The sequence below is a fragment of the Streptomyces sp. NPDC087300 genome, from assembly GCF_044744425.1.
Classification (GTDB): Bacteria; Actinomycetota; Actinomycetes; order Streptomycetales; family Streptomycetaceae; genus Streptomyces.
The window spans coordinates 636,030-656,768 of the sequence record NZ_JBIUYI010000005.1 but is presented as its reverse complement, the minus strand read 5'-3'; the positions used below and the strand labels follow the sequence as shown (position 1 = coordinate 656,768).

Sequence of the window (20,739 nt, the reverse complement as noted above, 5' to 3'; positions counted from 1 at the left end):
ATGACCAGCACCACCACCTCCTCCCCCGCACCCGCCGACCTCGTCCTGCGCGACGCCCGCATCCACACCGTCGACCCCGCGCTGCCCGCCGCCGAGGCGCTCGCGGTGCGGGACGGCCGCATCGTGTGGCTGGGGGCGGACGCGGACGCCGGGCGGTGGACCGGCGAGGGGACGCGGGTGCTCGACGGGCGCGGGCGGCTCGTCCTGCCGGGCTTCATCGACGCGCACAATCACGTACGGCTCGGCTCCGACGACGCCTGCGTCCAGCTCGCGGGCGCCGGCACCCTCGACGAGATCCACGCCCGGATCCGCGCCTGGCACGCCGCGCACCCCGGCGCCGAGTGGATCGAGGCCGAGGCGTTCGACTACTCCGCGATCCCCGGCGGCCGCATGCCGCACGCCACCGACCTCGACCCGGCCACCGGCGACACCCCCGCCTTCGTGCTGAGCTACGACGTGCACACCGCCTGGCTCAACACGGCCGCGCTGCGCGGGCTCGGCATCGATCGCGACCACACGGAGCTGCCGTTCGGGCAGGCGCAGACCGACCCGGAGACCGGCGAACCCACCGGATTCGTCAAGGACTTCGCGGTCAAGGGCCTCTCCAGGGACGGCCACCGGGCGCTGCGCGACCTCGGTGTGCCGTGGGCCTCGCCGGACCGGCAGTACGGACGCCTGGCCAAGAGCCTGGACGACGCGATCGGTTACGGCATCACCACCGTCGTGGAGCCGCAGAACTCCCTGGACGACCTGGCGCTGTTCGAGCGGGCGAGGGCGGAGGGACGGCTGCGGTCGCGGATCGTCGCGGCGCTCTTCCACCCGCGCGGTACGTCGGAGGCTGATCTGGACGACTTCGCCGCGGCCGCGGAGCGCTTCGCCGACGACCGGCTGCGCGTGGGTCCGCTGAAGCTGTACATCGACGACGTGGTGGAGCCGCGCACGGCCGCGCTCCTGGAGCCGTACGCGGGCTGCGGGCACCACAGGGGCGAGACCTTCTACCCGGCCGACGAGTTCGCGGACCTGCTCGCCGAGCTGGACGGGCGCGGCTTCCAGTGCTTCGTGCACGCGACGGGCGACCGCGGCATCCGCACGGTCCTCGACGCGGTCGAGCACGCCCGCTCCGTCAACGGCCCGCGCGACGCGCGCCACCAGGTCGTCCACGTCGAATGCCTCGACCCGCGCGACACGCCCCGCTTCGCCGAACTCGGCGTCGTCGCCTGCATGCAGCCCCGGCACTGCGCGCCCGAGATCGCGGGCCCCGGCAAGGACTGGGCCGAGAACGTCGGCGCGGGCCGCTGGCACAAGGCGTGGCCCATGCGGAGCCTGCACGAGGCGGGCGCGGTGCTCGCCCTCTCCAGCGACTGGAACGTCGCCGAGATGGACCCGATGGCGGGGATCTACACGGCGCTCACCCGGCGCCCGCTCGGCGGCGGCGAACCCTGGCAGCCCGGCGAGACCCTCGACGTGGAGACGGCGGTCCACGGCTACACGATGGGCTCGGCGTACGCCAACTTCCTTGAGGACGAACGGGGCTCGCTGACCGTGGGCAAGCTCGCCGACTTCGTCGTACTGTCCCGGGACATCCTGCGGATCCGTCCGCAGGACATCCCGGGGACGCGCGCCGAGGTGGTCGTGGTCGGCGGGGAGACGGTCGTGGACGAGGAGGCCGTCGTGGGCGACGAAAGCGTCGTCGGCGAGGAGGCGTCCGGCCGGGCCGCCGTGTGAGAGCGACCGGGCCGTCGTGTGAGACCGGCCGCCGCTACCCGACGATCCGCTCGACCGCCTTCAGTACCTGGCCCGCCCCGTCCTCCGCGGCCATCGTGCGGGCGAGGCCGGCAGCGGCGTCGGCGTGGCCGGGCTCGCGGACCGCGCGGCAGAGCGCGTCCGCGAGGCGCGGCGCGGTCAGCTCCTTGAAGGGGATGGGCCCGGTCGCCGCGCCCAGGGCCGCGAGCCGCGCGGCCCAGAACGGCTGATCGGCCATGACCGGCACCGGCACGGCCGGGACGCCCGCGCGCAGCGCCGCCGCCGTGGTGCCCGCGCCCGCGTGGTGCACCACGGCTTCGACCCAGGGGAAGAGCCGGGCGTGCGGCACCTCCCCGATGGTGAGGACGTCGTCTCCGGAAGCGGCCAGCTCCGCACGGCCGGACTGAAGCACTCCGCGCAGACCCGCCGCGCGCAACGCCGTCACCGCGATGTCGCTCAGGCGCTCGCCCTCCCCGGCGGCCATGCTGCCGAAGCCGATGAACACCGGAGGCGGCCCGGCCCGCAGGAACGCGTCCAGTTCGGGTGGCAGGGGGCGCTCGTGGTCGACGTGCGGCCACCAGTTGCCGACGACGTCGAGGCCGGGTCTCCAGTCAGCGGGCCGGGGCACCACGGCCGGGCTGAAGCCGTACAGGACCGGTCGCTCTTCCCGCTCCTGCCGGTCCCGCACCGCGCCCGGCTTCGCGGCGGGCAGCGCGAGGCGCGCACGCAGCTCGCGTACGGCGTCGGCGTGGATCCGGTCGACCATGCGCAGGGTGAGGCGCCCGAAGGCGCGGTTCGCGAGGCCGCCGAGCGACCGGGTGCCGCCGACGACGGGCGGGAAGTCCCGCGTGGGATGCGTCGGCTGGAGGTACGCGCCGACGGCCGGTACGCCCATGGCCTCGGCGAGCTGCCAGCCGAGCGGCGCCGTGGTGGCAGAGAGGAGCAGGAGGTCGGCGCCTTCTTGTGCGGCGTCGGCGAGGCCGTCGCCCAGGTTCCGTACGAAGTCGGCAGCGGTCCGCATGAGTTCCCCGCGCCCCTGCCCGGCGGCGCGCCCCCGATGCTCGGGCCCTGCCGCCAGCGGCCGGAACCTCAGGCCCGCGGCGGTGACGAGGGGTGCGAAGGTGTCGTGTGTGGCGAGGGTGACGTCATGCCCGGCCTCGCGCAGCCGGGCGCCCAGACCGGTGTAGGGCGCGACGTCCCCGTACGAACCGGCGGCGGCGATCAGGATCCTGGTCATCGCGCTCCCTCTGCCCCTCGTATCCACTCCGCCGCGCGAGCCGTCGAGGAGAGGCCACCCTCGCGACTCTCACTCTCAGGTCTAGGGTGAGAGTCGAGGGAGTCGGCCTCTTCCTCTCGCTGACCCTCAGAGCGGACCGTGACGCCCGCGAAACCGGTGACCTGACCGACGGTGCAACTCATGTACCTCGCCTTTCGTCGACGTACAGCGTGGAGCCTGACGTGACGTGAGGGTCAAGCCGGCGACATGCGGGGCGGGTCGGCGCCGCGCGGCCGACCGGCGCCCGGCCGTCAGGTCAGTCGGCCCAGCAGGTCCGCGCAGGCGGCCGCCTCATCGACATGGCGCGCGACGGGATGGTGCGAGCCCCGCTCGAAGACACCGATCTCCCAGCCGCCGCGCTCGCTCCCGCGCAGGTAGAGGAAATCGGGGGGCGTAGGGACCGGTTCGTGCACGCCCTCGATCCAGTAGTAGCCGTCGGCCACGTGTGCGGCGCGCAGGGCGGTGTGCAGTTCCCGGACGTCCACGGGGCGCGCTCCTGCGGCGCCGCTAGCCGTTGGCCGGTTCGAGGTAGTCGTGGTCGATGAGCCACTTCACGTTGAGGCGCTGGCCCTCGCCCGGGTCGAGGAAGACCGGGTCGAGTTTGATCTGCTGACCGCCGCCGGGCTGCTCGAACCAGGGGGCGATGCTGCCCTGCCAGACGGAGAACGGCTTGCTGACCTCGTAGACGCGGTAGTCGCAGGGGAACGCGGCGTCCCTGGTGTTGAGATTCTGCGGCGGCAGCGCGCGCTCGGCGTAGGAGTCGCCCGCGGGCGCGAGGAACGAGCCGAACTCCGAGCCGAACCGGTCGAGCCGTTCGCCCTCGTCCAGGCGCTCGGGGTGCTTGTCGACCTGACCGTTGACCGTGCCGAAGCCGTCGTTGGGCGGGTACTTCCAGGTTCCGGTGTCCGCCGGCCCCTCCCAGTACTTCTTGAGGAAGGCATTCGGCGACAGCTTGCCGGTCCGCTTCCAGTTCTTCAGAAGCGGACCGACGGGACGCTGCCACTTCTTGGGCAGCCAGGCAGGACCGAGTCTGGCGTCGCCGGAGAGCTGGCCCGTGCACGGCTCGTGCGGTGCCCCGCTCGATGCCAGGGGCGCGGGCTCGGCGGACGCCGTGGCGCTCGCCGCGGGGGCGGCCGCCATGGCGGTCGCGACCCCGAGCGCGGCCAGGACGGTACGTATCCGGATCACAGGACTGCGGTCCACCCTCGTCAACTCCTCATACGGCTGGGCATGTTGGTGCGTGCGGTCGGCAAGATTCGCTCGCACACCGTATAAGAGTGGTGGCGCTACGTGGTCAACTCCGCCGGTTTTGGACCGCCGTTGGCTGATTTCGGAGGTCGGGAAGCACGGTCGAGTCAGACAGGGAAGGGGAGTTGAGTACGGTCGTGCCCGACCAGCGCGGCGGCCGCCGCGCCGAAGGCCTGGACTCGGGAGGTGGCGGCGTCCGCGCGCCAGTGCAGCGCCCACAGCAGCGGCGGGGCGTCACTGAACGGGACGTAGGCGACATCGGGACGCGCGTAGTAGCGCCGGGTCTGCGCGCCGACGACGACGCCGCCCTGACCGGCGCCGACAAGGGTGAGCACCTCGTTGAACGTGGCGGCCTCGGGGCCGTGCTCGATCACGCGCCCGGCCGGGGTCTCATCCGGCGTGCGGTCGCGTCGCATGGATTCCGGCGCGCCCGCCGGCAGCCGCAGCAGCCTCACCCGCGCCAGGTCCTCCAGCGACAACGACTCGCGGCGGGCCAGGGGATGGTGAAAGGCATCGTGCGGGCCGGGGAGACCTTCTCCCGGGATCGCGCGACCACCGAGGAGCAGGCACGGTAGATGTGGTTTCCCGAGCCACCGGGGCACACGTTCGTCGCCGTCGGCCCCAACGGCGAGATACTCGGCACCGCCAACAGCGTCCGCAACCATGAAGGCGGCGCCGCCCACATCGCGAGCGCCAGCTTCATGGTCGATCCGGCGCACTTCGGGCAGGGCGCGGGACGGGCGCTCGGCCGGCACGCGCTCGCACAGGCGCGGGCCGACGGGTTCCGGGTCATGCAGTTCAACGCCGTCGTGGAGACCAACACGCGGGCCGTCGCCCTCTGGCGCTCGCTCGGCTTCACGGTGCTCGGGACCCTCCCCGAGGGCTTCCACCACCCGGTGCACGGATATGTGGGACTGCACATCATGCACCAGGCCCTCTGAAAAGCCGCGCACCCGGCGTAGCCGCACTTGTCCGCGCGGCCGCGTAGCGGCACCGTGTCTGCCACGTCCGTCACCACCGACACACGAGGTGCAGGTATGAGCAGCGGAGCACGGTCGGCAGGGCACGCGGGGAGCGGCTTGGGGCGGCGGCGGTTCATCGGGGCGCTCGCGGCGGTGGCCGCGGGCGCCACGACGACATCGGCGGCCGCCCGTACGACGGCAGCGGCGCCGGACGTGGCGCCCGCGGGCCGCACCGCCGCACCCCCGCACCGGCCGCGCCGCGCACGGCAGTTGTTCCTCGGGACGTACACCTCGCAGGCGGGCGGCGGGAAGGGCATCGGCCTGGCGACGTACGACGACGTGACAGGACGGATCACCGGCACGGGGACGCTGACCGGTGTGCCCGACCCCTCCTATCTGGCGTTGCACCCCTCGGGCCGGACGCTGTACGCGGTCGACGAACGGGCGGAGGGCGCGGTGACGGCCGTGGCGCTCGCGGCCGACGGGGGCCGCCCGCCGAAGGTCCTCAACACCCGCGCGACCGGCGGCGGAGGCCCCTGCCACCTCTCCGTGCACCCCGGCGGCCGCTGGCTGCTCAGCGCCAACTACGGCTCCGGCAGCGTGAGCGTCCACCCCGTGGAACCGTCGGGCGCGCTCGGCGAGCGCACCGACCTGGTCACGCACTCCACCCCGGCGCCGGGCCCCGGCCAGGACGGGCCGCACGCCCACCAGATCAGCACGGCACCGGACGGCCGCCACGTCCTCGCCGTCGACCTCGGCACCGACACCGTCTACACCTACCGCCTCGACCTCGACGCGGGCAGGCTCTCCGAGGTGTCGCAGGCTCGGCTGCGGCCCGGCGCCGGGCCGCGCCACCTCACCTTCCACCCCGAAGGACGCTTCGCGTACCTGGCCGACGAACTGGACAAGACGGTCGTCGTCTGCGCGTACGACCCCGCCACCGGCCGCCTCACGCCGGGCGAGCCGCAGTCGACGGGCACCGGCGAAGGCACCTCCTATCCCGCGCAGATCCTCGTGACGCCCGAGGGGCGCTTCGCCTTCCTCGCCAATCGCGGGCACAACAGCATCACGCGGTACGCGATCGAGGGCGGCGGTGCCCGGCTGCGGCTCCTGGACACCGTGGACGTCGGCGGCGACTTTCCGCGCCAGCTCGCCTTCTCCCCGTCCGGGCGCCTGCTGTTCGCCGCGAACCAGAAGTCGAGTTCGGTGACCGTGTTCCAGGTCGACGGGACCACCGGTGAACTCCGCCGCGCGGGCGATCCGTTCCCGGCGCCGATCGCGGTGTGCGTGCTGCCCCTCTAGCCGCGCGTCGCCTTGCGGCCCGCCCGCACGCCGGTCACCCGCCCGCCAGCGGATTCGATCACTTGTGCGCTTCATGGCAGGGTGGACGGGTGACGACGAACCACCAGGACTCCGCGGACCCCCGCCCCACCGGCCTCACCCCGTGGTCGAGCGCCACCCGGCCGCACGGCGAGCTGCTCGCGGCGAAGGAGCTCGTCTACGACCCCTGCGGCTTCGTCTGCTCGCAGCCGGTCGCCGAGGCGGAGAGCGCCGAGTACGCGGCCCATGCGTTCACGCTGGACGGCCTGGCCGTCCGGTTCCGCGCGGCGAGGACGACGCCCACCAAGGTCGGCCAGTTCGTCACGGTGTGGAAGAGGTCCCCGGGCGGCCCCATCGCGCCGTACGACAGCTCGGACCCCGTCGATCTCTTCGTCATCAGCTGCCGCGACGAGGGCCGCTTCGGCCAGTTCGTGTTCTCCGTGGACACGCTCCGCCGCCACGGGGTCGTCGCCACGGACGGCGTCGGCGGGAAGCGCGCCTTCCGCGTCTATCCGCCCTGGGTGACCACCGCCAACCGCCAGGCCGACCGCACGCAGGCCTGGCAGCTGGCACACTTCCTGGATCTGCGCGGGGACGGGGGCGTGGACACGGTCAGGGCGCGGGCGCTCCACCGACCGGCAGCGGCCTGAGGATTCCGCCGCGTCAGCCCCCGGGTCCGGTCACCGCCGGTCCGACGGGCCGGGCGAGTCGGGCGGGTTCGGGGAATCGGACGAGTCGGGCGTGTCCCACGAGTCGCCGCGCGGCTGGCCGGGGCGCGGCGGTTCGGGGCGCCGCCGTACGCGTTGCCTGCCGCGCCAGAAGAGCAGGAGCAGCATGGCCACCACGGCGAGGCCGACGATGACGAGCAGCGCCGAGGCGGCGCTTCCCGCGGCCAGGGGCATCGAGTATCGCGTCATCTGTCTCGTGTACCTCGCAGCCCCGTCCTGACTCCCCTTCCTCCGACATCCCACTCGATCGGCCCAGATGAACCGTGGGACTGACCGGGAAATACGGGGCACTCGGAGGATGCTCGACCCGTACGACCGAGATGTGAACGGAGGCGTGACGCCATGAGCACCGAGATGACCGCCTTGCTCGTCGTCGCGGGCGTCGTCGTGGTCGCGACGCTCGCGACGGCCGTGCTGCTGCTCGTCCGTCTCGTCCGCACCCGCCGCCTCCTGCGTGACGCCGGGCTTCCCGTCGAGCGGCAGTGGGTGTTCTGGGGCGCGATCGCCTATCTCGTCCTGCCCGCGGACCTGTTGCCCGATCCCGTCTTCCTCGACGACATCGGGGTGCTCCTGCTGGCGCTGCGGTCCCTGCGGTCAGCCGCCGACCGGCCGTCCGCGCCGGATGGCTGAGAGCCTGGCCCGGGTCAGCAGGGCGTGCATGCAGTCCGTGACCTGACTGACGTCCTCCACGGTCTGGTGGAACGCGAGGCGCACGTCGGCCTGACTGCTGGTGCGTTCGAGGCGCAGCGTGATGCCGTGCCGGTCGATGGCGAGCGGGCGTACGCGCACGACGCCCTGGAGGCTGTCGGGGCTGATGAGGCGGGTGAGCTGTTCGACGGCGTCCGGGTGGGCGTCGGCGAGATGGGTGAGCAGGCGCGACTCCGCCTCGGCCAGCGGGTCGGGCACGGTCAGCGCGAGTTCGTCCAGTTCGACGCCGACGCGTCCGGTGGAGTCGTGCAGCACGGCACAGGTCGTATCGAAGATCAGCTCGTCCCCGCGCTGGATCAGCGATCCCGAGAGCCACAGCCGCGCGCGGATCCGGTCCCTGACCGGCACCGGCGAGACGTCGGCGAACTCGATGAGCGTGGACGGTTCGCCGTGCGGTGCGCAGATCAGGGCGGCGGCGAGCGTGCTGTCCTCGGGCGGGTGCAGCCGCAGTTTGCCGTCGTCCGTGACGCTGTGCGCGCCGACGAGTTCGTCCTTGCCGATCTCCGTGGTCACGGCACAGGACCATGCGGTGGCCAGCATGGATCGTGCGCGTGCTGCCGCTGTGGGCACGGTCGTGCTGCTGTGACGGACACCCATCCTCAACCTCCATTAGGTAAGCCTTGCCTAACTTATCGGAGATCGTGCGGCACTGCCAGTACGCCGAAGCCCCGCGCGGTGAACCGCGCGGGGCCGTGGCACATACGTCAGTTGACGCGCTGCGCGTCCGTCGCCGGGGTCAGTGGCCCCGGGCGATCCACTCCTCCAGATGCGGCGCCTCCGCGCCGATCGTCGTGCTGTCGCCGTGCCCGGTGCGCACCACCGTCTCGGCCGGCAGCGTCAGGAGCCGCTCCTTGATGGACTCCACGATCGTCGGGAAGTCGCTGAAGGAGCGGCCCGTCGCGCCGGGACCGCCCGCGAAGAGCGTGTCGCCGGTGAAGACCGTGCCGAGCGCGGGCGCGTGCAGGCTGACCGCACCGTGGCAGTGGCCCGGCGTGTGCAGCACCGTCAGGGTGGTGCCCGCGACGGTCAGTTCCTGCCCGTCGGCGAGCTCGCCGTCGGGGGCGCGGTCGGGGTGCTTCTGCTTCCACAGCTCGGTGTCGGCCGGGTGCAGCAGGATCGGCGCGCCGGTACGGGCGGCGAGCGCCGGGGCCGCGTCGATGTGGTCGTCGTGCGCGTGCGTGCAGACGATGGCGACGAGACGGCGCTCGCCCACCGCCGCGGCGATGGCGTCCGCGTCGTGCGCGGCGTCGATGACGATCGCCTCGCTGTCGTCGCCGACGATCCACACGTTGTTGTCGACCTCCCAGGTGCCGCCGTCGAGGGAGAACGTCCCCGACGTGACGAGGTGGTCGACGCGGGCGCCGGTCCCCGAGGGTCCGTTCGCGGTGGTCCCGGCCGCCATCAGAAGATCACCACCGAACGCAGGACGTCGCCGTGGTGCATCCGCTCGAAGGCCTTCTCCACGTCCTCCAGGGCGATCGTCTCGGTGACGAACGCGTCCAGGTCCAGGCGGCCCTGCTGGTAGAGGTCGATGAGCATCGGGAAGTCGCGCGAGGGCAGGCAGTCCCCGTACCAGCTCGACTTGAGCGCGCCGCCGCGCCCGAAGACGTCCAGGAGCGGCAGCTCGATCTTCATCTCCGGGGTCGGGACGCCCACCAGGACGACCGTGCCGGCCAGATCGCGGGCGTAGAAGGCCTGTTCGTACGTCTCCGGGCGGCCGACCGCCTCGATGACGACATCGGCGCCGTTGCCGCCGGTCAGCTCGCGGATGGCCTCGACGGGATCGGCGGAGCGGGAGTTGACGGTGTGCGTGGCGCCGAGGCTCCGCGCCGTCGCCAGCTTCTTGTCGTCGATGTCCACGGCGATGATCTTCGCGGCGCCGGCGAGGCGGGCGCCCACGACGGCGGCGTTGCCGACGCCTCCGCAGCCGATGACGGCGACCGAGTCGCCCCGGCCGACCTCGCCGGTGTTGATGGCGGCGCCGATGCCCGCCATCACGCCGCAGCCGAGGAGGCCCGCCGCGGCGGGCGACGCGGCCGGGTCGACCTTGGTGCACTGCCCGGCGGCCACCAGCGTCTTCTCGGCGAAGGCGCCGATGCCGAGCGCGGGCGACAGCTCGGTGCCGTCGGCGAGGGTCATCTTCTGCTTCGCGTTGTGCGTGTCGAAGCAGTACTGGGGGCGGCCGCGCAGACAGGCGCGGCACTGGCCGCACACCGCGCGCCAGTTGAGGATCACATAGTCGCCGGGGGCGACCTCGGTGACGCCGTCGCCCACCGATTCGACGACGCCCGCCGCCTCGTGCCCGAGCAGGAACGGGAACTCGTCGTTGATCCCGCCCTCCCGGTAGTGCAGGTCGGTGTGACAGACCCCGCACGCCTGGATCTTCACCACGGCTTCTCCCGGGCCCGGGTCCGGCACCGTGATCGTCTCGATCCGTACCGGCTCGCCCTTCGCGCGTGCGATCACGCCCTGCACCTGCTGCGCCATGACTTCAGCCCTTCTTTCTCTCCACGTCTTTCCCGACCCATCGTTACAGGTCGAGCGGCGGGTGTCCGCAGCGGTGCACGAACGCGCGGCGCGGCAACCCGCGGCCGCGCGCCGTGACGTCGTCGCCAGGGCGCGGCCTAGGGTGAGCGCGTGCGTGATCTAGCCGCTCAGGCGCTCCTGCCGGTCAACACGGCGCTCGCCGTGGCCCTGCTCGTCCTGCTGCTCCTCACCGCGGCGACCGCGGCCGTGTGCCGGCTCGCCCCCGACGGCACACGGGGACGCGCCAAGGAGATCCTCGTCGCCGGGGTGCGGGCGACCGCCCAACTGGCGGCGGTCTCGCTGGTCATCGGCTGGGTGGTGCACCACACGGCGGCCCTGTACGCCTTCCTGCTGCTGATGTTCGCCGTGGCCACCCGCACGGCGGGGCGCCGCGTCACGCCGAACGGCACCTGGTGGTGGGCAGCGGTGCCGATCGCGGGACCCGTCGTACCGGTGGTGACGGGCCTGACCCTGGCGGGGCTGCTGCCCGTACGGGGCATCGCGATGGTGCCGGTGACGGGAATCCTGATCGGCGGCGCGCTCACCGCGACGGTCCTCGCGGGCCGCCGCGCCCTCGACGAACTCCACACCCGCAACGGGGAGTTCGAGGCGGGCCTCGCCCTCGGCCTGCTCGACCGCGACGCCCGTCTCGAAGTGGTCCGCCCGGCCGCGTCCGACGCCCTGCTGCCCGGCCTCGACCAGACCCGCACGGTGGGCCTCGTCACCCTGCCCGGCGCGTTCGTCGGCATGCTGCTGGGCGGCGCGTCCCCCGTGCTCGCCGGGGCGGTCCAGCTCTTCGTGCTCATCGCGCTGATGGCGGTGCAGGCGGTGTCGGTGGCGCTGACGGTGGAACTCGTCGCGCGGGGACGGCTGCATCGGGCGGAACCGGACCGTCCGTGAATCAGGAACCCGAAAGCCAGGTACCTGAAAACCAGGAGCCTGAAAACCAGGAGCCGGACCGCCCGTAAAGGCGCTCGTGTTCGCTCACTCCGCCGCCCCGCGCTCCCCCGCCTCGCCCTCCCCCGCCTCGCGCTTCCCCGCTCCGCGCTTCCCCGCCTCGCGTTCACGCGCCGCCCGGACCGCCAACACGTTGCCGACCAGCCGCTCCGCCTCGGTCGCCGGGTCCATCGGCAGGGTCAGCAGTGCGCGTACATAGGCCGGTGCCAGCACCAGCTCGAAGATGTCCATCCAGGTCAGCACCGTCGTACCGGCGGCGTCCAGGGTGGCCTGGATCTGCTGGATACGAGGCTCGGCGAAGGTCCGCGTGTCCTGTCCCTCGCCGCCGGCCCGGAGCAGGGCGCGGAAGAAGGCCAGATGGCCCGGCCGGGTCAGGTCGGTGAGCAGGTTGGTGATCCAGGCGTACAGATCGGCCCGCAGATCGCCGGTGGCGGGCAGCGGCGAACGGCTGCCCAGCTCGTCCACCACCGCGTCGATGATCAGGCCGTCGGCGCTGCGCCAGCGGCGGTACACGGTGGCGAGGTGGACGCCCGAGCGGGCCGACACCTCCGCGATGTCGACGGTGCCGTCGGCCGATTCGGCCAGCAGCTCGCGGGTGGCCGCGTGCACGGCCTCACGGGTGCGGGCGGTGCGTCCGCCGGGGCGGGCTGTTCCTGATGCTTGCGTCACCACGCCACTCTATCGCGAAACTCTTGCATTAGGGCGGTCGAGGTGCTTAAGCTAAATGCGAAACATTCGCATGAGGGTGTCGGGACGCTTCCTGCGATCGCAGCGGAAGCAGAAGCAAAAACGGAGGATGTCGTGGCTCACGTACTCGTCGTCGGCGCTGGAATCGCGGGGGACACCCTCGCGCTGCTCATGGAGAGGGACGGCTGGCAGGTCACCGTCGCGGAGATCGCGCCGGCCCTGCGCACCGGCGGCCAGACCGTCGACCTGCGCGGCGACAGCCGGGAGGTGCTGGAGAGCGCCGGACTGCTCCCGCAGGCCCTTGAGTGCCTGGTGCCGCAGCGCGGCGCGGCCTGGATCGACGCCAGGGAGCGGCGTCTCGCCGAGATGCCGGTGGAGGCGTTCGACGGGCGCGGTTACGTGTCCCGTGAGGAGCTGCTTCGCACCGACCTCGCCCGGATCATCCACGAGGCGACGGGGCCGGGCGTGACGCACCGGTTCGGCGAGACCGTGGAGGCGCTTGAGGACACCGGGACCGGAGTGCTCGCCCACTTCCGCAGTGGTACGGAGGAGACGTTCGACCTGGTGGTCGGCGCCGACGGCGCGCACTCACGGGTCCGCGCGCTGCGGTTCGGCCCCGAGGAGGACTACCGCAAGCCCCTCGGCCTGGCGCACGCCTGGTTCACCCTCACCGAGCGGCCCGGCACGCCGCCCATCGACGGCTGGTTCCTGACCCACAACGCACCCGGCCGCCGAGCCGTCGAGGCCCGCCCCGGCCACCCCGGACAGCAGGAGGTCGGCCTGACCTTCGCCGCCGAGAAGCTGCCCCCGCGGCACGACCGCGAGGCCCAACTCGCCCTGCTGGACAGGACGTTCGCCGACGTCGGCTGGCGCGCCGCCGAATTCCTGGCCGCGGCCCGGCAGGCCGACGACTTCGCCCTGGACACCTTCGACCAGATCCACGTGCCGCAGTGGAGCACCGGCCGGATCGTCCTGCTCGGCGACAGCGCCTGGTGCGCGAGCCCGCTCAGCGGCCTCGGCACCGCGCTCGCCCTGCGCGGCGCGGCCGAGTTGACGGCCGCGCTGCGCGACGTCGGCGCGCCCGGCGACACCGCGCGGACGCCCGCCGCGCTGGCCGCCTTCGAGCGGGCGATGCGGCCCAGGGCCGCGTCGGCACAGGAACTCCTGCCCGGCCGGGTCGCGTCCATGGCCCCCAAGTCCGCGCTGGGCATCCGGGTCAACGCGCTGGCGATGCGCGCGATTCAGTCGAAGGCGGCGCGCCCGCTCGTCCGCAAGGCCTTCGCCGAATCCGAGCACGGCCGCACCGGCACTCCGGCGGCAGCGCCCCTGCCGAGCACGGCCACCTGACCGGCCTCCCGACCGGCTGTCTGACCGGCCCCGCGGCTCACCGCACGCGGTTCAGCGGGTCGTAACAGTCGTAATTGCGCTGCGCGAGGATCCTGCCGTCCCGGAATTCGAGGAAGACGGCGATGCGGGCGCGCAGCACGTGCCCGACGGGCAACTCCCCCATCGCCACGGCGAGCGTCCCTGCCCAGGTGACTTCCAACGCCACCTGCTCCCCCGCCGCGACGGCGTTCACCACCTCGAACCGCTGCTCGGCGAGCAGCCCCTGCCCCCGCTCCGCAACACGGCGTCCAGATCACGCCGTACGCCGTCGGGAAAGAGCGCGTTGGGGAACTCCTGTTGGACCAGGTCCTCGTGGAAGAACCCGGCCAGCTCGGCACCGACGGCACCGCGCGCCACGGCCTCGTGGTAGCGGATGGCGGTCCCGATGTTGGGGTGTTGGTCGGGGTGGGGGGTGGTGTGCAGGGCGGGGTCCTGCTCCAGACCGGGCATGGGTGTCAGCGTATGCGGGTCCGCGCCGCTCGGGGCGGCCGTTACGCGCCGAGCGCCGCCCGCTGCTCCGCCGTGAGGCGATCGGGTGCGGCGACGACCGCGTACGTGTCCGGTGCGAGGCGCGCGAGGGCCGTGGGGCCCGCGATGTCCGGGTGCCGCTCGGCGTCCCGCAGGGCGTCGGCGACGCGGTCTCGTGGCCAGCCGAGCGCGGCGGCCAGGGGGTCCACGGCGAGCGGCGTCCCCGCCTGGACGAGCGCGGCGAGGACGGTCAGTACGTCGGCGAAGACCTCCGCGGTGGTGCCGCCCGCCATGTCGTCGCTCAGCCCGGTGAAGAACTGGCGCATGTGGTCGAGCCGGGCCCCCGCGGGCGTGGCCGCGTCGAGCGTCTCGGCGCCGCGGCGCGCGGTCTCGGCCCACATCGCGTTCGTCCGCGCACTGGTCAGCCAGGAGCGCAGCCACACGTCGTCGTCGATGACGTACCGCTCGCGCCGCCGTCCCGCGTCCCGCTCGCGCCGCACCACGTCGAGGCCCTCCAGATAGCCGACGGCCTTGGACACCGAGGCGGGGCTGACCCGTAGTCCCGCCACCAGTTCGGACGCCGTCAGGCTGCCGGAATCGGTGGTGACGAGGCGGGCCAGGACGCGGGCCGCCATGCGCGGCAGCCCGGTCGCCACCATCAGCGCCGCGAACTCCTCGGCGTACGCGCGTACGGCCTCGGCGTCACGGCCGTGCTCGTCGAACGCCGCGGGCTCCTCGCGCGGGACGACGGTCCCGCTCCTCCTGGCCCGGCGTCCGGTGGCGTGCTGGGCGTGGTCCGCGCGGTATCCGCCGTGCCCGCCGTTACGGGCGACCTCGCGACTGACGGTCGACGTCGGCCGGTCCAAGTGACGGGCGATCTCCGCGTATCCGAGCCCGTCGGCGAGGCCCGTCGCGATGCGGCGGCGCTCGTCATGGGTCAGCCTGCCTCCGGGCATCCGCCCCCACCCCTTCCCCTCCGGCTCCGACGCGGCCCGCTCGGGCCGGGACGCCCAGTCTGCGTTCATCGACAGTTCATTGCAACAGCCTCCGGACCAGAATTGCGTTCACTGCCATATTCATTGCAATATTTCCACGAATTACCGCGCCAACAGGCCGAATTACCGCTCTCCAGCATTGATGAGCCTTGAAACGCAACGTAGCTTTCACCGCGAATTGAACAGCTGCGACAGGAGTAGAGCGGCATGACGACGATGGCGATGACGACGGCGCGCGGTGCGACCGCGCTCGATGTCGAAGGACTACGGATGCGCTACGGCACGCACGACGTGCTGCGTGACGTGACGTTCCGGGCCCGCCACGGGGAAGTGGTCGCGCTGCTCGGGCCGAACGGCGCGGGCAAGACCACCACGATCGAGATCCTGGAAGGCTTCCGCACCAGGTCGGCGGGCCGTGTCCAGGTGCTCGGCACGGACCCCGCCCACGGTGACGAACGGTGGCGGGCCCGTATCGGCGTCGTCCTGCAGTCCTGGCGCGATCACGGCAAGTGGCGGGTGCGGGAACTGCTCGCGCACCTCGGTGCGTACTACGCCGCGTACTCCACGGAACTGATCCGCAGGCCGTGGGAGACCGGCGAACTGATCGAGGCGGTCGGGCTGACCGCGCACGCGGGCAAGAAGATCAAGCACCTGTCGGGCGGCCAACGGCGCAGGCTGGACGTGGCGATCGGCATCGTGGGCCGTCCCGAGCTGCTCTTCCTCGACGAGCCGACGACCGGCTTCGACCCGGCCGCCCGCCAGGAGTTCCACGACCTGGTACGCCGCCTCGCCGACGTCCACGCGACCACGGTCCTGCTGACCACGCACGACCTCCACGAGGCGGAGAAACTCGCCGACCGCATCGTGATTCTCGCTGAGGGCCGGATCGTCGCGGACGGCACGGCGGAGGATCTCGCACGCCGGATGGCGGGTGAGGACGAGGTGCGCTGGGTGCGCGACGGGCGGCGCTTCGCGGCGATGACCGCCGACTCGACACGGTTCGCGCACCGGCTCTTCCACGAGCACGGCGACGCGATCCATGAACTGGAGGTCCACCGGACCTCGTTGGAGGACACCTACCTGGCGTGGGTGCGCCGGACCACGGAGGCGGCCCGATGACGCGGACTCCCCGCCTCACCGCCACGGCCCTGCGCGCGGGCTGGACCCGCGGCCGTGTCGAGCTGATCCAGTCCTTCACCAACGGCGCGGACCTGCTCTCCCACTTCCTGTGGCCCGTCCTGATGCTGACCGTCATGTACTTCATGCGGGACTCGTCCTTCGGGTCCGAAGGGCTGCTGCTCGGCACACTGGCGCTGCCGAGCATCCTGGGCATGAACGCGGCCATGGGCATGCTCACCATGAGCCAGGTCCTCACCGCCGAACGCGAGGACGGCACCTTGCTGCGGGCCAAGGCGACGCCGCACGGCATGCAGGGGTACTTCATCGGCAAGATCATCACGGTGTCCTGCGGTCTCGTCGCCGACCTCGCGATCTTCCTTGTCCCCGCACTGTTCCTCGTAGAAGGCCTGTCCATCACCGGCGCCGGCTCCTGGCTCACGCTGTCCTGGGTCCTGGTGCTCGGCATGCTGGCGACGCTGCCGTTCGGCGCGGTGCTGGGTTCGGTCTTCACGAGCACCCGCGCCCAGGGCATCATCCAGCTGCCAGTCCTCGGCCTCATCGCGATCTCCGGCATCTTCTACCCGATCACCACGCTCCCCGAGTGGCTGCAGTCCGTCGCGCAGGTGTTCCCCGTCTACTGGCTCGGCCTCGGCATGCGCGCCGCGCTGCTGCCCGACAGCGCGGTCACGATCGAGATCGGCGAGTCCTGGCGCCAGTGGGAAACGCTCGGGACGCTGACCACCTGGGCCGCGATCGGCTTCGCCCTGGCCCCCCTGGTGCTGCGCAGGACGGCCCGCCGCGAATCGGGGTCGAACGTGGCCGCTCGGCGGGAGAGGGCGTTGCGGCGGGTGGGTTGAGCCCGGCCATAGTCGGTCCACCCGCCCGCTGAACGGCCTACGCTTGCTCGCCATGTCGCTGACTGACGCACTCGCCATTTTCGGCGCCGTAACCGGAACTGCTGGATTGCTGTGGCAGGTTTGGAGTCACCGCCTGACGGGCGGGCGTATCCAGCTGACAGCAAGTCAGCATCCCAGTGATGGACGTTCGCGCGTAGGGGCCACCGCCATCAACGTGGGACGCCTGGATGTGGCCATCCGAGGGTATTGCGTATGGATCGAGCCCCGAGGCATGTACGTCAGAAAGGCACTGTGGCGCTTACGCACCATCCGCCGCCTCGGCCTGCTCCGCTCGCGACGCACCATGTCCTTCCCGCTCCCCGTGGTGCTCTTCTTCGCCAAGAACCAGTCCTTCGCCGACGTGGGCTTTCCGGTCATCGTGAAGAGCGGCAACATGCACGTGCTCCCCTCGGTCGAACTGGGCTGGCCACACGAGGAAAAAGTGCGGCTCCGCATAGCCGTGCACCTCACCACAGGTCGCATAATCCGCGGCAAGGTGGCGGATACAGGCGTGGCGGTCGACCGGCCCTACTGGACTCCCCCGTCCAACGGCGCATGGTCGACGCACGTCCCGTCCGATACAGAGGTCGGCGACTGCCACATCATCGCGGCGCAATCCGTTGGAAGCGTGCAGTTTCAATAGCTCCAGACTGAGAGGGATGCCGCTGCCCGGATCAGTACGGCACCGGACCAGGGCTGGGTGCGTCACACCACGGCGGCGCGGCGTACGCTCCGCACCATGTCTGTTTACGACGCAGTAGAGATCGACCGCCTTCAGGGCGGCTCCGCCGGCCTGGACCAGTACCTGGGCAAGGCCGTCCTCATCGTCAACGTCGCCTCGAAGTGCGGGCTCACCCCGCAGTACGCGGGGCTCGAGCGGCTGCACGAGCAGTACGCGGCACGTGGGTTCAGCGTGCTCGGGGTGCCGTGCAACCAGTTCATGGGGCAGGAGCCGGGGACGTCCGAGGAGATCGCCGAGTTCTGTTCGGCGACGTACGGCGTGACGTTCCCCATGACCGAGAAGGTCGACGTCAACGGGGACGGGCGGCACGCGCTGTACACGCGTCTCGTCGACACCCCGGACGCGGAGGGCCACACCGGGGACGTTCGCTGGAACTTCGAGAAGTTCCTCGTCGACGGGTCCGGCGCGGTCGTCGCCCGGTTCGCTCCGCAGACCGAGCCCGACGCCCCCGAGGTCATCGCCGCGATCGAGAGGGTTCTTCCCGCCTGACCGCTGCCTGATCAGGCCCCTGGCCCCGACCTCGGCGGCATCGGCGACTTTGGATTCCGCGCCGTCGACTTTCGGGTGATCCGACGACGGGGCCGCGCCGCCTAGCGTCGGAGCGTGGCTTCCACCAGGCGGTTCGGCCCCGTCATCGCGCTCTTCCTGCTGGCCCCGTTGGTCGGCGAGTTCCTGCTGGGCAATCTGACGGTGGCCGAGTCCGGGCTCGGGATCGTCCTCGCGCCGCTGTACGGCTGCGGCGCGCTCCTCGTGCGCGAGGCGGCCCGGCGGTACGGGGGCGGCTGGCCGACGATGGCCCTGCTCGCCGCCGCGTACGCGCTGATCGAGGAAGGGCCCGTCGACCAGCTCCTGTGGAACGACTCGTACGCGGGGCAGGACCTGCTGCACGGTCCCTCGTTCCTGCCGGGGCTCGGGATGAGCGTCGAGCTGACGCAGGCGATCCTCGCGCTGCACACCGTGTGGTCCATCCTGGTGCCGATCGCGCTGGTGGAGTGCTGGGTCAAGGGGCGCGGGCGCACGCCGTGGCTGGGCCGTACCGGCTTCGCCCTCACCTGCGTGGTGTACGTGCTCGGCGCCGGGCTCGTCTTCTGGGGGAACTACGCCGAGGAGCACTTCCTCGCGTCGCCCGCCCAACTGGCCCTCGCGGGCGTCGTCATCGCCACCCTCGTCGTCCTCGCGTTCCGCGTCCGGTCGTGGCGGCCGGCACCGCTCGCCGGTTCCGCGCCCGCGCCGTGGCTGGTCGGCGCCGCGGCATTCGCCGGGACGGGTCTCTACTGGGGGCCCTCGGTCCTCGTCACCTCCGACGCCTACGAATGGGTCGGCGTCGCGGTGTGGTGCGTGGTGGCGGTCGCCGGTGTGCGGGCCGTCCTGCGGTGGTCGCGCATGCGGGGCTGGGGGCAGCGCCACGTGTGCGCGCTCGCCGCGGGGGCGCTGCTCACCTACGTGTGGACCGCCTTCCCGGTACGCCCGGAGAGCGGTGGCTCGCTGACGGCCGATCTGGTGAGCAACGCGGTGTGCGCGGTCATCGCACTGGCCGTGCTCCAGCGGGCCTGGGCGGCCACACGTGAGGACCCCGCGCCCGGCGCGCCGCGAGCCCAAGGCGTACCGCCCGGTGCCCCCGCTCCCGTACCCCCGCCCCCGACGCAGATCACCCCACCAGCCCTGCCAGGCGGGCCGGATGACGGAGTGATACCTCCAGCCGGTCCAAGCCGATCTGCGGAGTCCGGGCCGCGCTCCTACGGTGGCTGAATGGTCATCAGGTACCTTCCGCGCTCCTCCTCCGTACGCACCGCGGCCCTCACCGTCGGGGCTCTGGTCCTCCTGTCGACTCCGGTCGCCGCGACCGAGGTTCCCGCCGAACCCGCGCCGCCGCGGCCGCTTCCCGCGTATTCGTCCGCACTCCTCGACCGGCCGGGCGTCCAGGTGCGGCCCGCCCCCGGCGTGCCCTCGGTGCCGGGGGACGTCTCCGCGCTGTCGTGGCTGGTGGCCGACGCCAAGACGGGGGAAGTGCTCGCCGCGAGGAACGCGCACCGCCCGCTGCCGCCCGCCTCCACGCTCAAGTCCCTCTTCGCGCTCACGGCGCTCCCCCGCCTCGACGCCGACGAACGGCACCTGGTCGGCGCGCACGAACTCGACCAGGTCGGCGAGGGCAGCAGCCTGGTGGGCGTCGCGCCGGGCCGCCGCTACCGGGTCGCCGATCTGTGGCGCGGCGTGTTCCTCAACTCCGGGAACGACGCCGTGCACGTGCTCGCCGGGCTCAACGGCGGCGTGCCCAAGACCGTGCGGCAGATGCGCGCCAAGGCCCGTGAGCTCGGCGCGAACGACACCCATGTGGTGTCGCCGGACGGCTACGACGCGGCGGGGCAGGTCTCCTCGGCGTACGACCTCGCGGTGTTCGGCAAGGCCGGGCTCGCGGATCCCGAGTTCGCCCGCTACTGCTCGACCCGCGTGGCCAAGTTCCCCGCGGGCGGCTGGTCGTACCCGATCCAGAACACCAACCGGCTCCTGACGGGCGCGGACGGCGTGGCGCCCTACCCCGGCCTGCTCGGTGTGAAGAACGGCTACACCACCAACGCGGGCTCCACCCTGATCAGCGCGGCCCGGCGGGACGGCCGCACGCTCGTCGTGACAGTGATGAACCCTCAGGCGGGCGGCGGGCACGCCGTGTACGAGGAGGCGAGGTCGCTGCTCGACTGGGGCTTCGCGGCGGCCGGGCACGTGCGGCCCGTGGGATCGCTGCTGCCGCCGGCCAAGACGGCGGGCACGGCACCGGGCCCGGCGCACGCCGCCGCCCAGGCCATCCTCGGCACACCGGACGAGGGCTCCGACTGGCCCGCGGTGCTCATGGTCGGCGCGGGTGCGCTCGCCGTGCTCGGGGGCGTCGTGGTGGCCGCGCGGCGACGGGCTACGGTGGCCCGGCGCGCGGCCGCGCGCGCGAAGCTGTTCGAAAAGGCGCATGGCCGCCGTGAGGGCTGACG

At 72.5% G+C, this 20,739-nt stretch carries 24 protein-coding genes and 1 pseudogene; 13 read left to right on the top strand and 12 right to left on the bottom strand.

The window, feature by feature from the left end; translation table 11 throughout:
• Positions 1–1,725 carry an amidohydrolase gene (locus ACIO9J_RS23215; protein ID WP_402002631.1) on the top strand — a complete coding sequence of 575 codons (1,725 nt, stop codon included), beginning with the start codon at positions 1–3 and terminating at the stop codon, positions 1,723–1,725.
• 34 nt (positions 1,726–1,759) lie between these two features.
• Here ACIO9J_RS23215 and ACIO9J_RS23210 read toward each other — a convergent pair whose 3' ends face one another.
• From ACIO9J_RS23210 to ACIO9J_RS23195, 4 genes are all read right to left on the bottom strand, one after another.
• The gene (locus tag ACIO9J_RS23210) at positions 1,760–2,980 is read right to left on the bottom strand and encodes a glycosyltransferase (protein WP_402002628.1); all 1,221 of its coding nucleotides are present in this window, start codon (positions 2,978–2,980) and stop codon (positions 1,760–1,762) included.
• 290 nt (positions 2,981–3,270) lie between these two features.
• Positions 3,271–3,504, bottom strand: a complete 234-nt coding sequence (locus ACIO9J_RS23205; protein ID WP_402002625.1) for a hypothetical protein — start codon at positions 3,502–3,504, stop codon at positions 3,271–3,273.
• 22 nt (positions 3,505–3,526) lie between these two features.
• Complete coding sequence (locus ACIO9J_RS23200) at positions 3,527–4,207, bottom strand: TNT domain-containing protein (protein WP_402003579.1); 681 nt, start codon at positions 4,205–4,207, stop codon at positions 3,527–3,529.
• Between the two features lie 167 nt (positions 4,208–4,374).
• Positions 4,375–4,722 (bottom strand): hypothetical protein, encoded by a 348-nt coding sequence (locus ACIO9J_RS23195; protein ID WP_402002622.1) that lies wholly within the window; start codon positions 4,720–4,722, stop codon positions 4,375–4,377.
• Between the two features lie 45 nt (positions 4,723–4,767).
• On the opposite strand from ACIO9J_RS23195, the pseudogene ACIO9J_RS23190 reads away from it, so the two are divergent.
• The 3 genes and pseudogenes from ACIO9J_RS23190 to ACIO9J_RS23180 all read left to right on the top strand — a co-directional run bounded on the left by ACIO9J_RS23190 (position 4,768) and on the right by ACIO9J_RS23180 (position 7,199).
• Positions 4,768–5,208 (top strand): annotated as a pseudogene (locus tag ACIO9J_RS23190) (GNAT family N-acetyltransferase).
• 96 nt (positions 5,209–5,304) lie between these two features.
• Entirely contained in the window at positions 5,305–6,531 is a 1,227-nt protein-coding gene (locus ACIO9J_RS23185; RefSeq protein ID WP_402002619.1) for a lactonase family protein, read from the top strand.
• Between the two features lie 89 nt (positions 6,532–6,620).
• Entirely contained in the window at positions 6,621–7,199 is a 579-nt protein-coding gene (locus tag ACIO9J_RS23180; RefSeq protein ID WP_402002616.1) for a MepB family protein, read from the top strand.
• Between the two features lie 30 nt (positions 7,200–7,229).
• Here the strand turns inward: ACIO9J_RS23180 and ACIO9J_RS23175 are convergent, their stop codons facing one another.
• Positions 7,230–7,466, bottom strand: coding sequence for a DUF6479 family protein (locus ACIO9J_RS23175; RefSeq protein ID WP_402002613.1), 237 nt, complete (start codon positions 7,464–7,466; stop codon positions 7,230–7,232).
• Positions 7,467–7,619: 153 nt separating this feature from the next.
• Here ACIO9J_RS23175 and ACIO9J_RS23170 point away from each other — a divergent pair, with 153 nt between their 5' ends.
• The gene (locus tag ACIO9J_RS23170) at positions 7,620–7,907 is read left to right on the top strand and encodes a DUF1232 domain-containing protein (RefSeq protein ID WP_402002611.1); all 288 of its coding nucleotides are present in this window, start codon (positions 7,620–7,622) and stop codon (positions 7,905–7,907) included.
• On the opposite strand, the gene ACIO9J_RS23165 is transcribed toward ACIO9J_RS23170, so the two are convergent.
• From ACIO9J_RS23165 to ACIO9J_RS23155, 3 genes are all read right to left on the bottom strand, one after another.
• A complete protein-coding gene (locus tag ACIO9J_RS23165) occupies positions 7,872–8,582 on the bottom strand; it encodes a DUF2470 domain-containing protein (protein ID WP_402002608.1) in 711 nt (236 codons plus the stop codon). The genes ACIO9J_RS23170 and ACIO9J_RS23165 overlap by 36 nt on opposite strands.
• Positions 8,583–8,721: 139 nt before the next feature.
• Positions 8,722–9,387, bottom strand: a complete 666-nt coding sequence (locus ACIO9J_RS23160; protein ID WP_402002605.1) for an MBL fold metallo-hydrolase — start codon at positions 9,385–9,387, stop codon at positions 8,722–8,724.
• Entirely contained in the window at positions 9,387–10,472 is a 1,086-nt protein-coding gene (locus ACIO9J_RS23155) for an S-(hydroxymethyl)mycothiol dehydrogenase (RefSeq protein ID WP_402002602.1), read from the bottom strand. Before ACIO9J_RS23155 ends, ACIO9J_RS23160 begins: the two co-directional genes overlap by 1 nt.
• A 150-nt stretch (positions 10,473–10,622) precedes the next feature.
• On the opposite strand from ACIO9J_RS23155, the gene ACIO9J_RS23150 reads away from it, so the two are divergent.
• Positions 10,623–11,411, top strand: a complete 789-nt coding sequence (locus ACIO9J_RS23150; RefSeq protein WP_402002599.1) for an ABC transporter permease — start codon at positions 10,623–10,625, stop codon at positions 11,409–11,411.
• 84 nt (positions 11,412–11,495) lie between these two features.
• Here the strand turns inward: ACIO9J_RS23150 and ACIO9J_RS23145 are convergent, their stop codons facing one another.
• Complete coding sequence (locus ACIO9J_RS23145) at positions 11,496–12,137, bottom strand: TetR/AcrR family transcriptional regulator (RefSeq protein WP_402002596.1); 642 nt, start codon at positions 12,135–12,137, stop codon at positions 11,496–11,498.
• Between the two features lie 132 nt (positions 12,138–12,269).
• On the opposite strand from ACIO9J_RS23145, the gene ACIO9J_RS23140 reads away from it, so the two are divergent.
• Positions 12,270–13,502 carry an FAD-dependent monooxygenase gene (locus tag ACIO9J_RS23140; protein WP_402002593.1) on the top strand — a complete coding sequence of 411 codons (1,233 nt, stop codon included), beginning with the start codon at positions 12,270–12,272 and terminating at the stop codon, positions 13,500–13,502.
• Positions 13,503–13,539: 37 nt separating this feature from the next.
• Here ACIO9J_RS23140 and ACIO9J_RS23135 read toward each other — a convergent pair whose 3' ends face one another.
• From ACIO9J_RS23135 to ACIO9J_RS23125, 3 genes are read right to left on the bottom strand one after another with little or no spacing between them, the layout of a single operon-like run.
• Positions 13,540–13,737 (bottom strand): hypothetical protein, encoded by a 198-nt coding sequence (locus tag ACIO9J_RS23135; protein WP_402002590.1) that lies wholly within the window; start codon positions 13,735–13,737, stop codon positions 13,540–13,542.
• A complete protein-coding gene (locus ACIO9J_RS23130; protein ID WP_402002587.1) occupies positions 13,731–13,991 on the bottom strand; it encodes a hypothetical protein in 261 nt (86 codons plus the stop codon). Before ACIO9J_RS23130 ends, ACIO9J_RS23135 begins: the two co-directional genes overlap by 7 nt.
• 41 nt (positions 13,992–14,032) lie before the next feature.
• Positions 14,033–15,034, bottom strand: coding sequence for a helix-turn-helix domain-containing protein (locus ACIO9J_RS23125; RefSeq protein ID WP_402002584.1), 1,002 nt, complete (start codon positions 15,032–15,034; stop codon positions 14,033–14,035).
• Positions 15,035–15,220: 186 nt separating this feature from the next.
• On the opposite strand from ACIO9J_RS23125, the gene ACIO9J_RS23120 reads away from it, so the two are divergent.
• From ACIO9J_RS23120 to ACIO9J_RS23095, 6 genes are all read left to right on the top strand, one after another.
• The gene (locus tag ACIO9J_RS23120) at positions 15,221–16,123 is read left to right on the top strand and encodes an ABC transporter ATP-binding protein (RefSeq protein WP_402003576.1); all 903 of its coding nucleotides are present in this window, start codon (positions 15,221–15,223) and stop codon (positions 16,121–16,123) included.
• The gene (locus ACIO9J_RS23115) at positions 16,120–16,980 is read left to right on the top strand and encodes an ABC transporter permease (RefSeq protein ID WP_402002581.1); all 861 of its coding nucleotides are present in this window, start codon (positions 16,120–16,122) and stop codon (positions 16,978–16,980) included. Before ACIO9J_RS23120 ends, ACIO9J_RS23115 begins: the two co-directional genes overlap by 4 nt.
• A gap of 52 nt (positions 16,981–17,032) precedes the next feature.
• The gene (locus ACIO9J_RS23110; protein ID WP_402002578.1) at positions 17,033–17,662 is read left to right on the top strand and encodes a hypothetical protein; all 630 of its coding nucleotides are present in this window, start codon (positions 17,033–17,035) and stop codon (positions 17,660–17,662) included.
• A 96-nt stretch (positions 17,663–17,758) separates the two neighbouring features.
• Positions 17,759–18,250 (top strand): glutathione peroxidase, encoded by a 492-nt coding sequence (locus ACIO9J_RS23105; protein ID WP_402002575.1) that lies wholly within the window; start codon positions 17,759–17,761, stop codon positions 18,248–18,250.
• A 114-nt stretch (positions 18,251–18,364) separates the two neighbouring features.
• The gene (locus tag ACIO9J_RS23100; RefSeq protein ID WP_402002572.1) at positions 18,365–19,510 is read left to right on the top strand and encodes a DUF998 domain-containing protein; all 1,146 of its coding nucleotides are present in this window, start codon (positions 18,365–18,367) and stop codon (positions 19,508–19,510) included.
• Positions 19,511–20,737: a D-alanyl-D-alanine carboxypeptidase family protein gene (locus tag ACIO9J_RS23095; protein ID WP_402002569.1), complete on the top strand. Its 1,227-nt coding sequence runs from the start codon at positions 19,511–19,513 to the stop codon at positions 20,735–20,737. It abuts the gene before it with no gap.
• Positions 20,738–20,739: the final 2 nt, after the last annotated feature.

Bases quoted from the DNA above. Each gene is read 5' to 3' on its own strand.
- ACIO9J_RS23115 (WP_402002581.1), top strand. From the start codon at position 16,120: ATGACGCGGACTCCCCGCCTCACCGCCACGGCCCTGCGCGCGGGCTGG.
- ACIO9J_RS23170 (WP_402002611.1), top strand. From the start codon at position 7,620: ATGAGCACCGAGATGACCGCCTTGCTCGTCGTCGCGGGCGTCGTCGTG.
- ACIO9J_RS23155 (WP_402002602.1), bottom strand. From the start codon at position 10,472: ATGGCGCAGCAGGTGCAGGGCGTGATCGCACGCGCGAAGGGCGAGCCG.
- ACIO9J_RS23175 (WP_402002613.1), bottom strand. From the start codon at position 7,466: ATGACGCGATACTCGATGCCCCTGGCCGCGGGAAGCGCCGCCTCGGCG.
- ACIO9J_RS23165 (WP_402002608.1), bottom strand. From the start codon at position 8,582: ATGGGTGTCCGTCACAGCAGCACGACCGTGCCCACAGCGGCAGCACGC.
- ACIO9J_RS23120 (WP_402003576.1), top strand. From the start codon at position 15,221: ATGGCGATGACGACGGCGCGCGGTGCGACCGCGCTCGATGTCGAAGGA.
- ACIO9J_RS23110 (WP_402002578.1), top strand. From the start codon at position 17,033: ATGTCGCTGACTGACGCACTCGCCATTTTCGGCGCCGTAACCGGAACT.
- ACIO9J_RS23210 (WP_402002628.1), bottom strand. From the start codon at position 2,980: ATGACCAGGATCCTGATCGCCGCCGCCGGTTCGTACGGGGACGTCGCG.
- ACIO9J_RS23105 (WP_402002575.1), top strand. From the start codon at position 17,759: ATGTCTGTTTACGACGCAGTAGAGATCGACCGCCTTCAGGGCGGCTCC.
- ACIO9J_RS23095 (WP_402002569.1), top strand. From the start codon at position 19,511: ATGGTCATCAGGTACCTTCCGCGCTCCTCCTCCGTACGCACCGCGGCC.
- ACIO9J_RS23125 (WP_402002584.1), bottom strand. From the start codon at position 15,034: ATGAACGCAGACTGGGCGTCCCGGCCCGAGCGGGCCGCGTCGGAGCCG.
- ACIO9J_RS23160 (WP_402002605.1), bottom strand. From the start codon at position 9,387: ATGGCGGCCGGGACCACCGCGAACGGACCCTCGGGGACCGGCGCCCGC.
- ACIO9J_RS23215 (WP_402002631.1), top strand. From the start codon at position 1: ATGACCAGCACCACCACCTCCTCCCCCGCACCCGCCGACCTCGTCCTG.
- ACIO9J_RS23130 (WP_402002587.1), bottom strand. From the start codon at position 13,991: ATGCCCGGTCTGGAGCAGGACCCCGCCCTGCACACCACCCCCCACCCC.
- ACIO9J_RS23185 (WP_402002619.1), top strand. From the start codon at position 5,305: ATGAGCAGCGGAGCACGGTCGGCAGGGCACGCGGGGAGCGGCTTGGGG.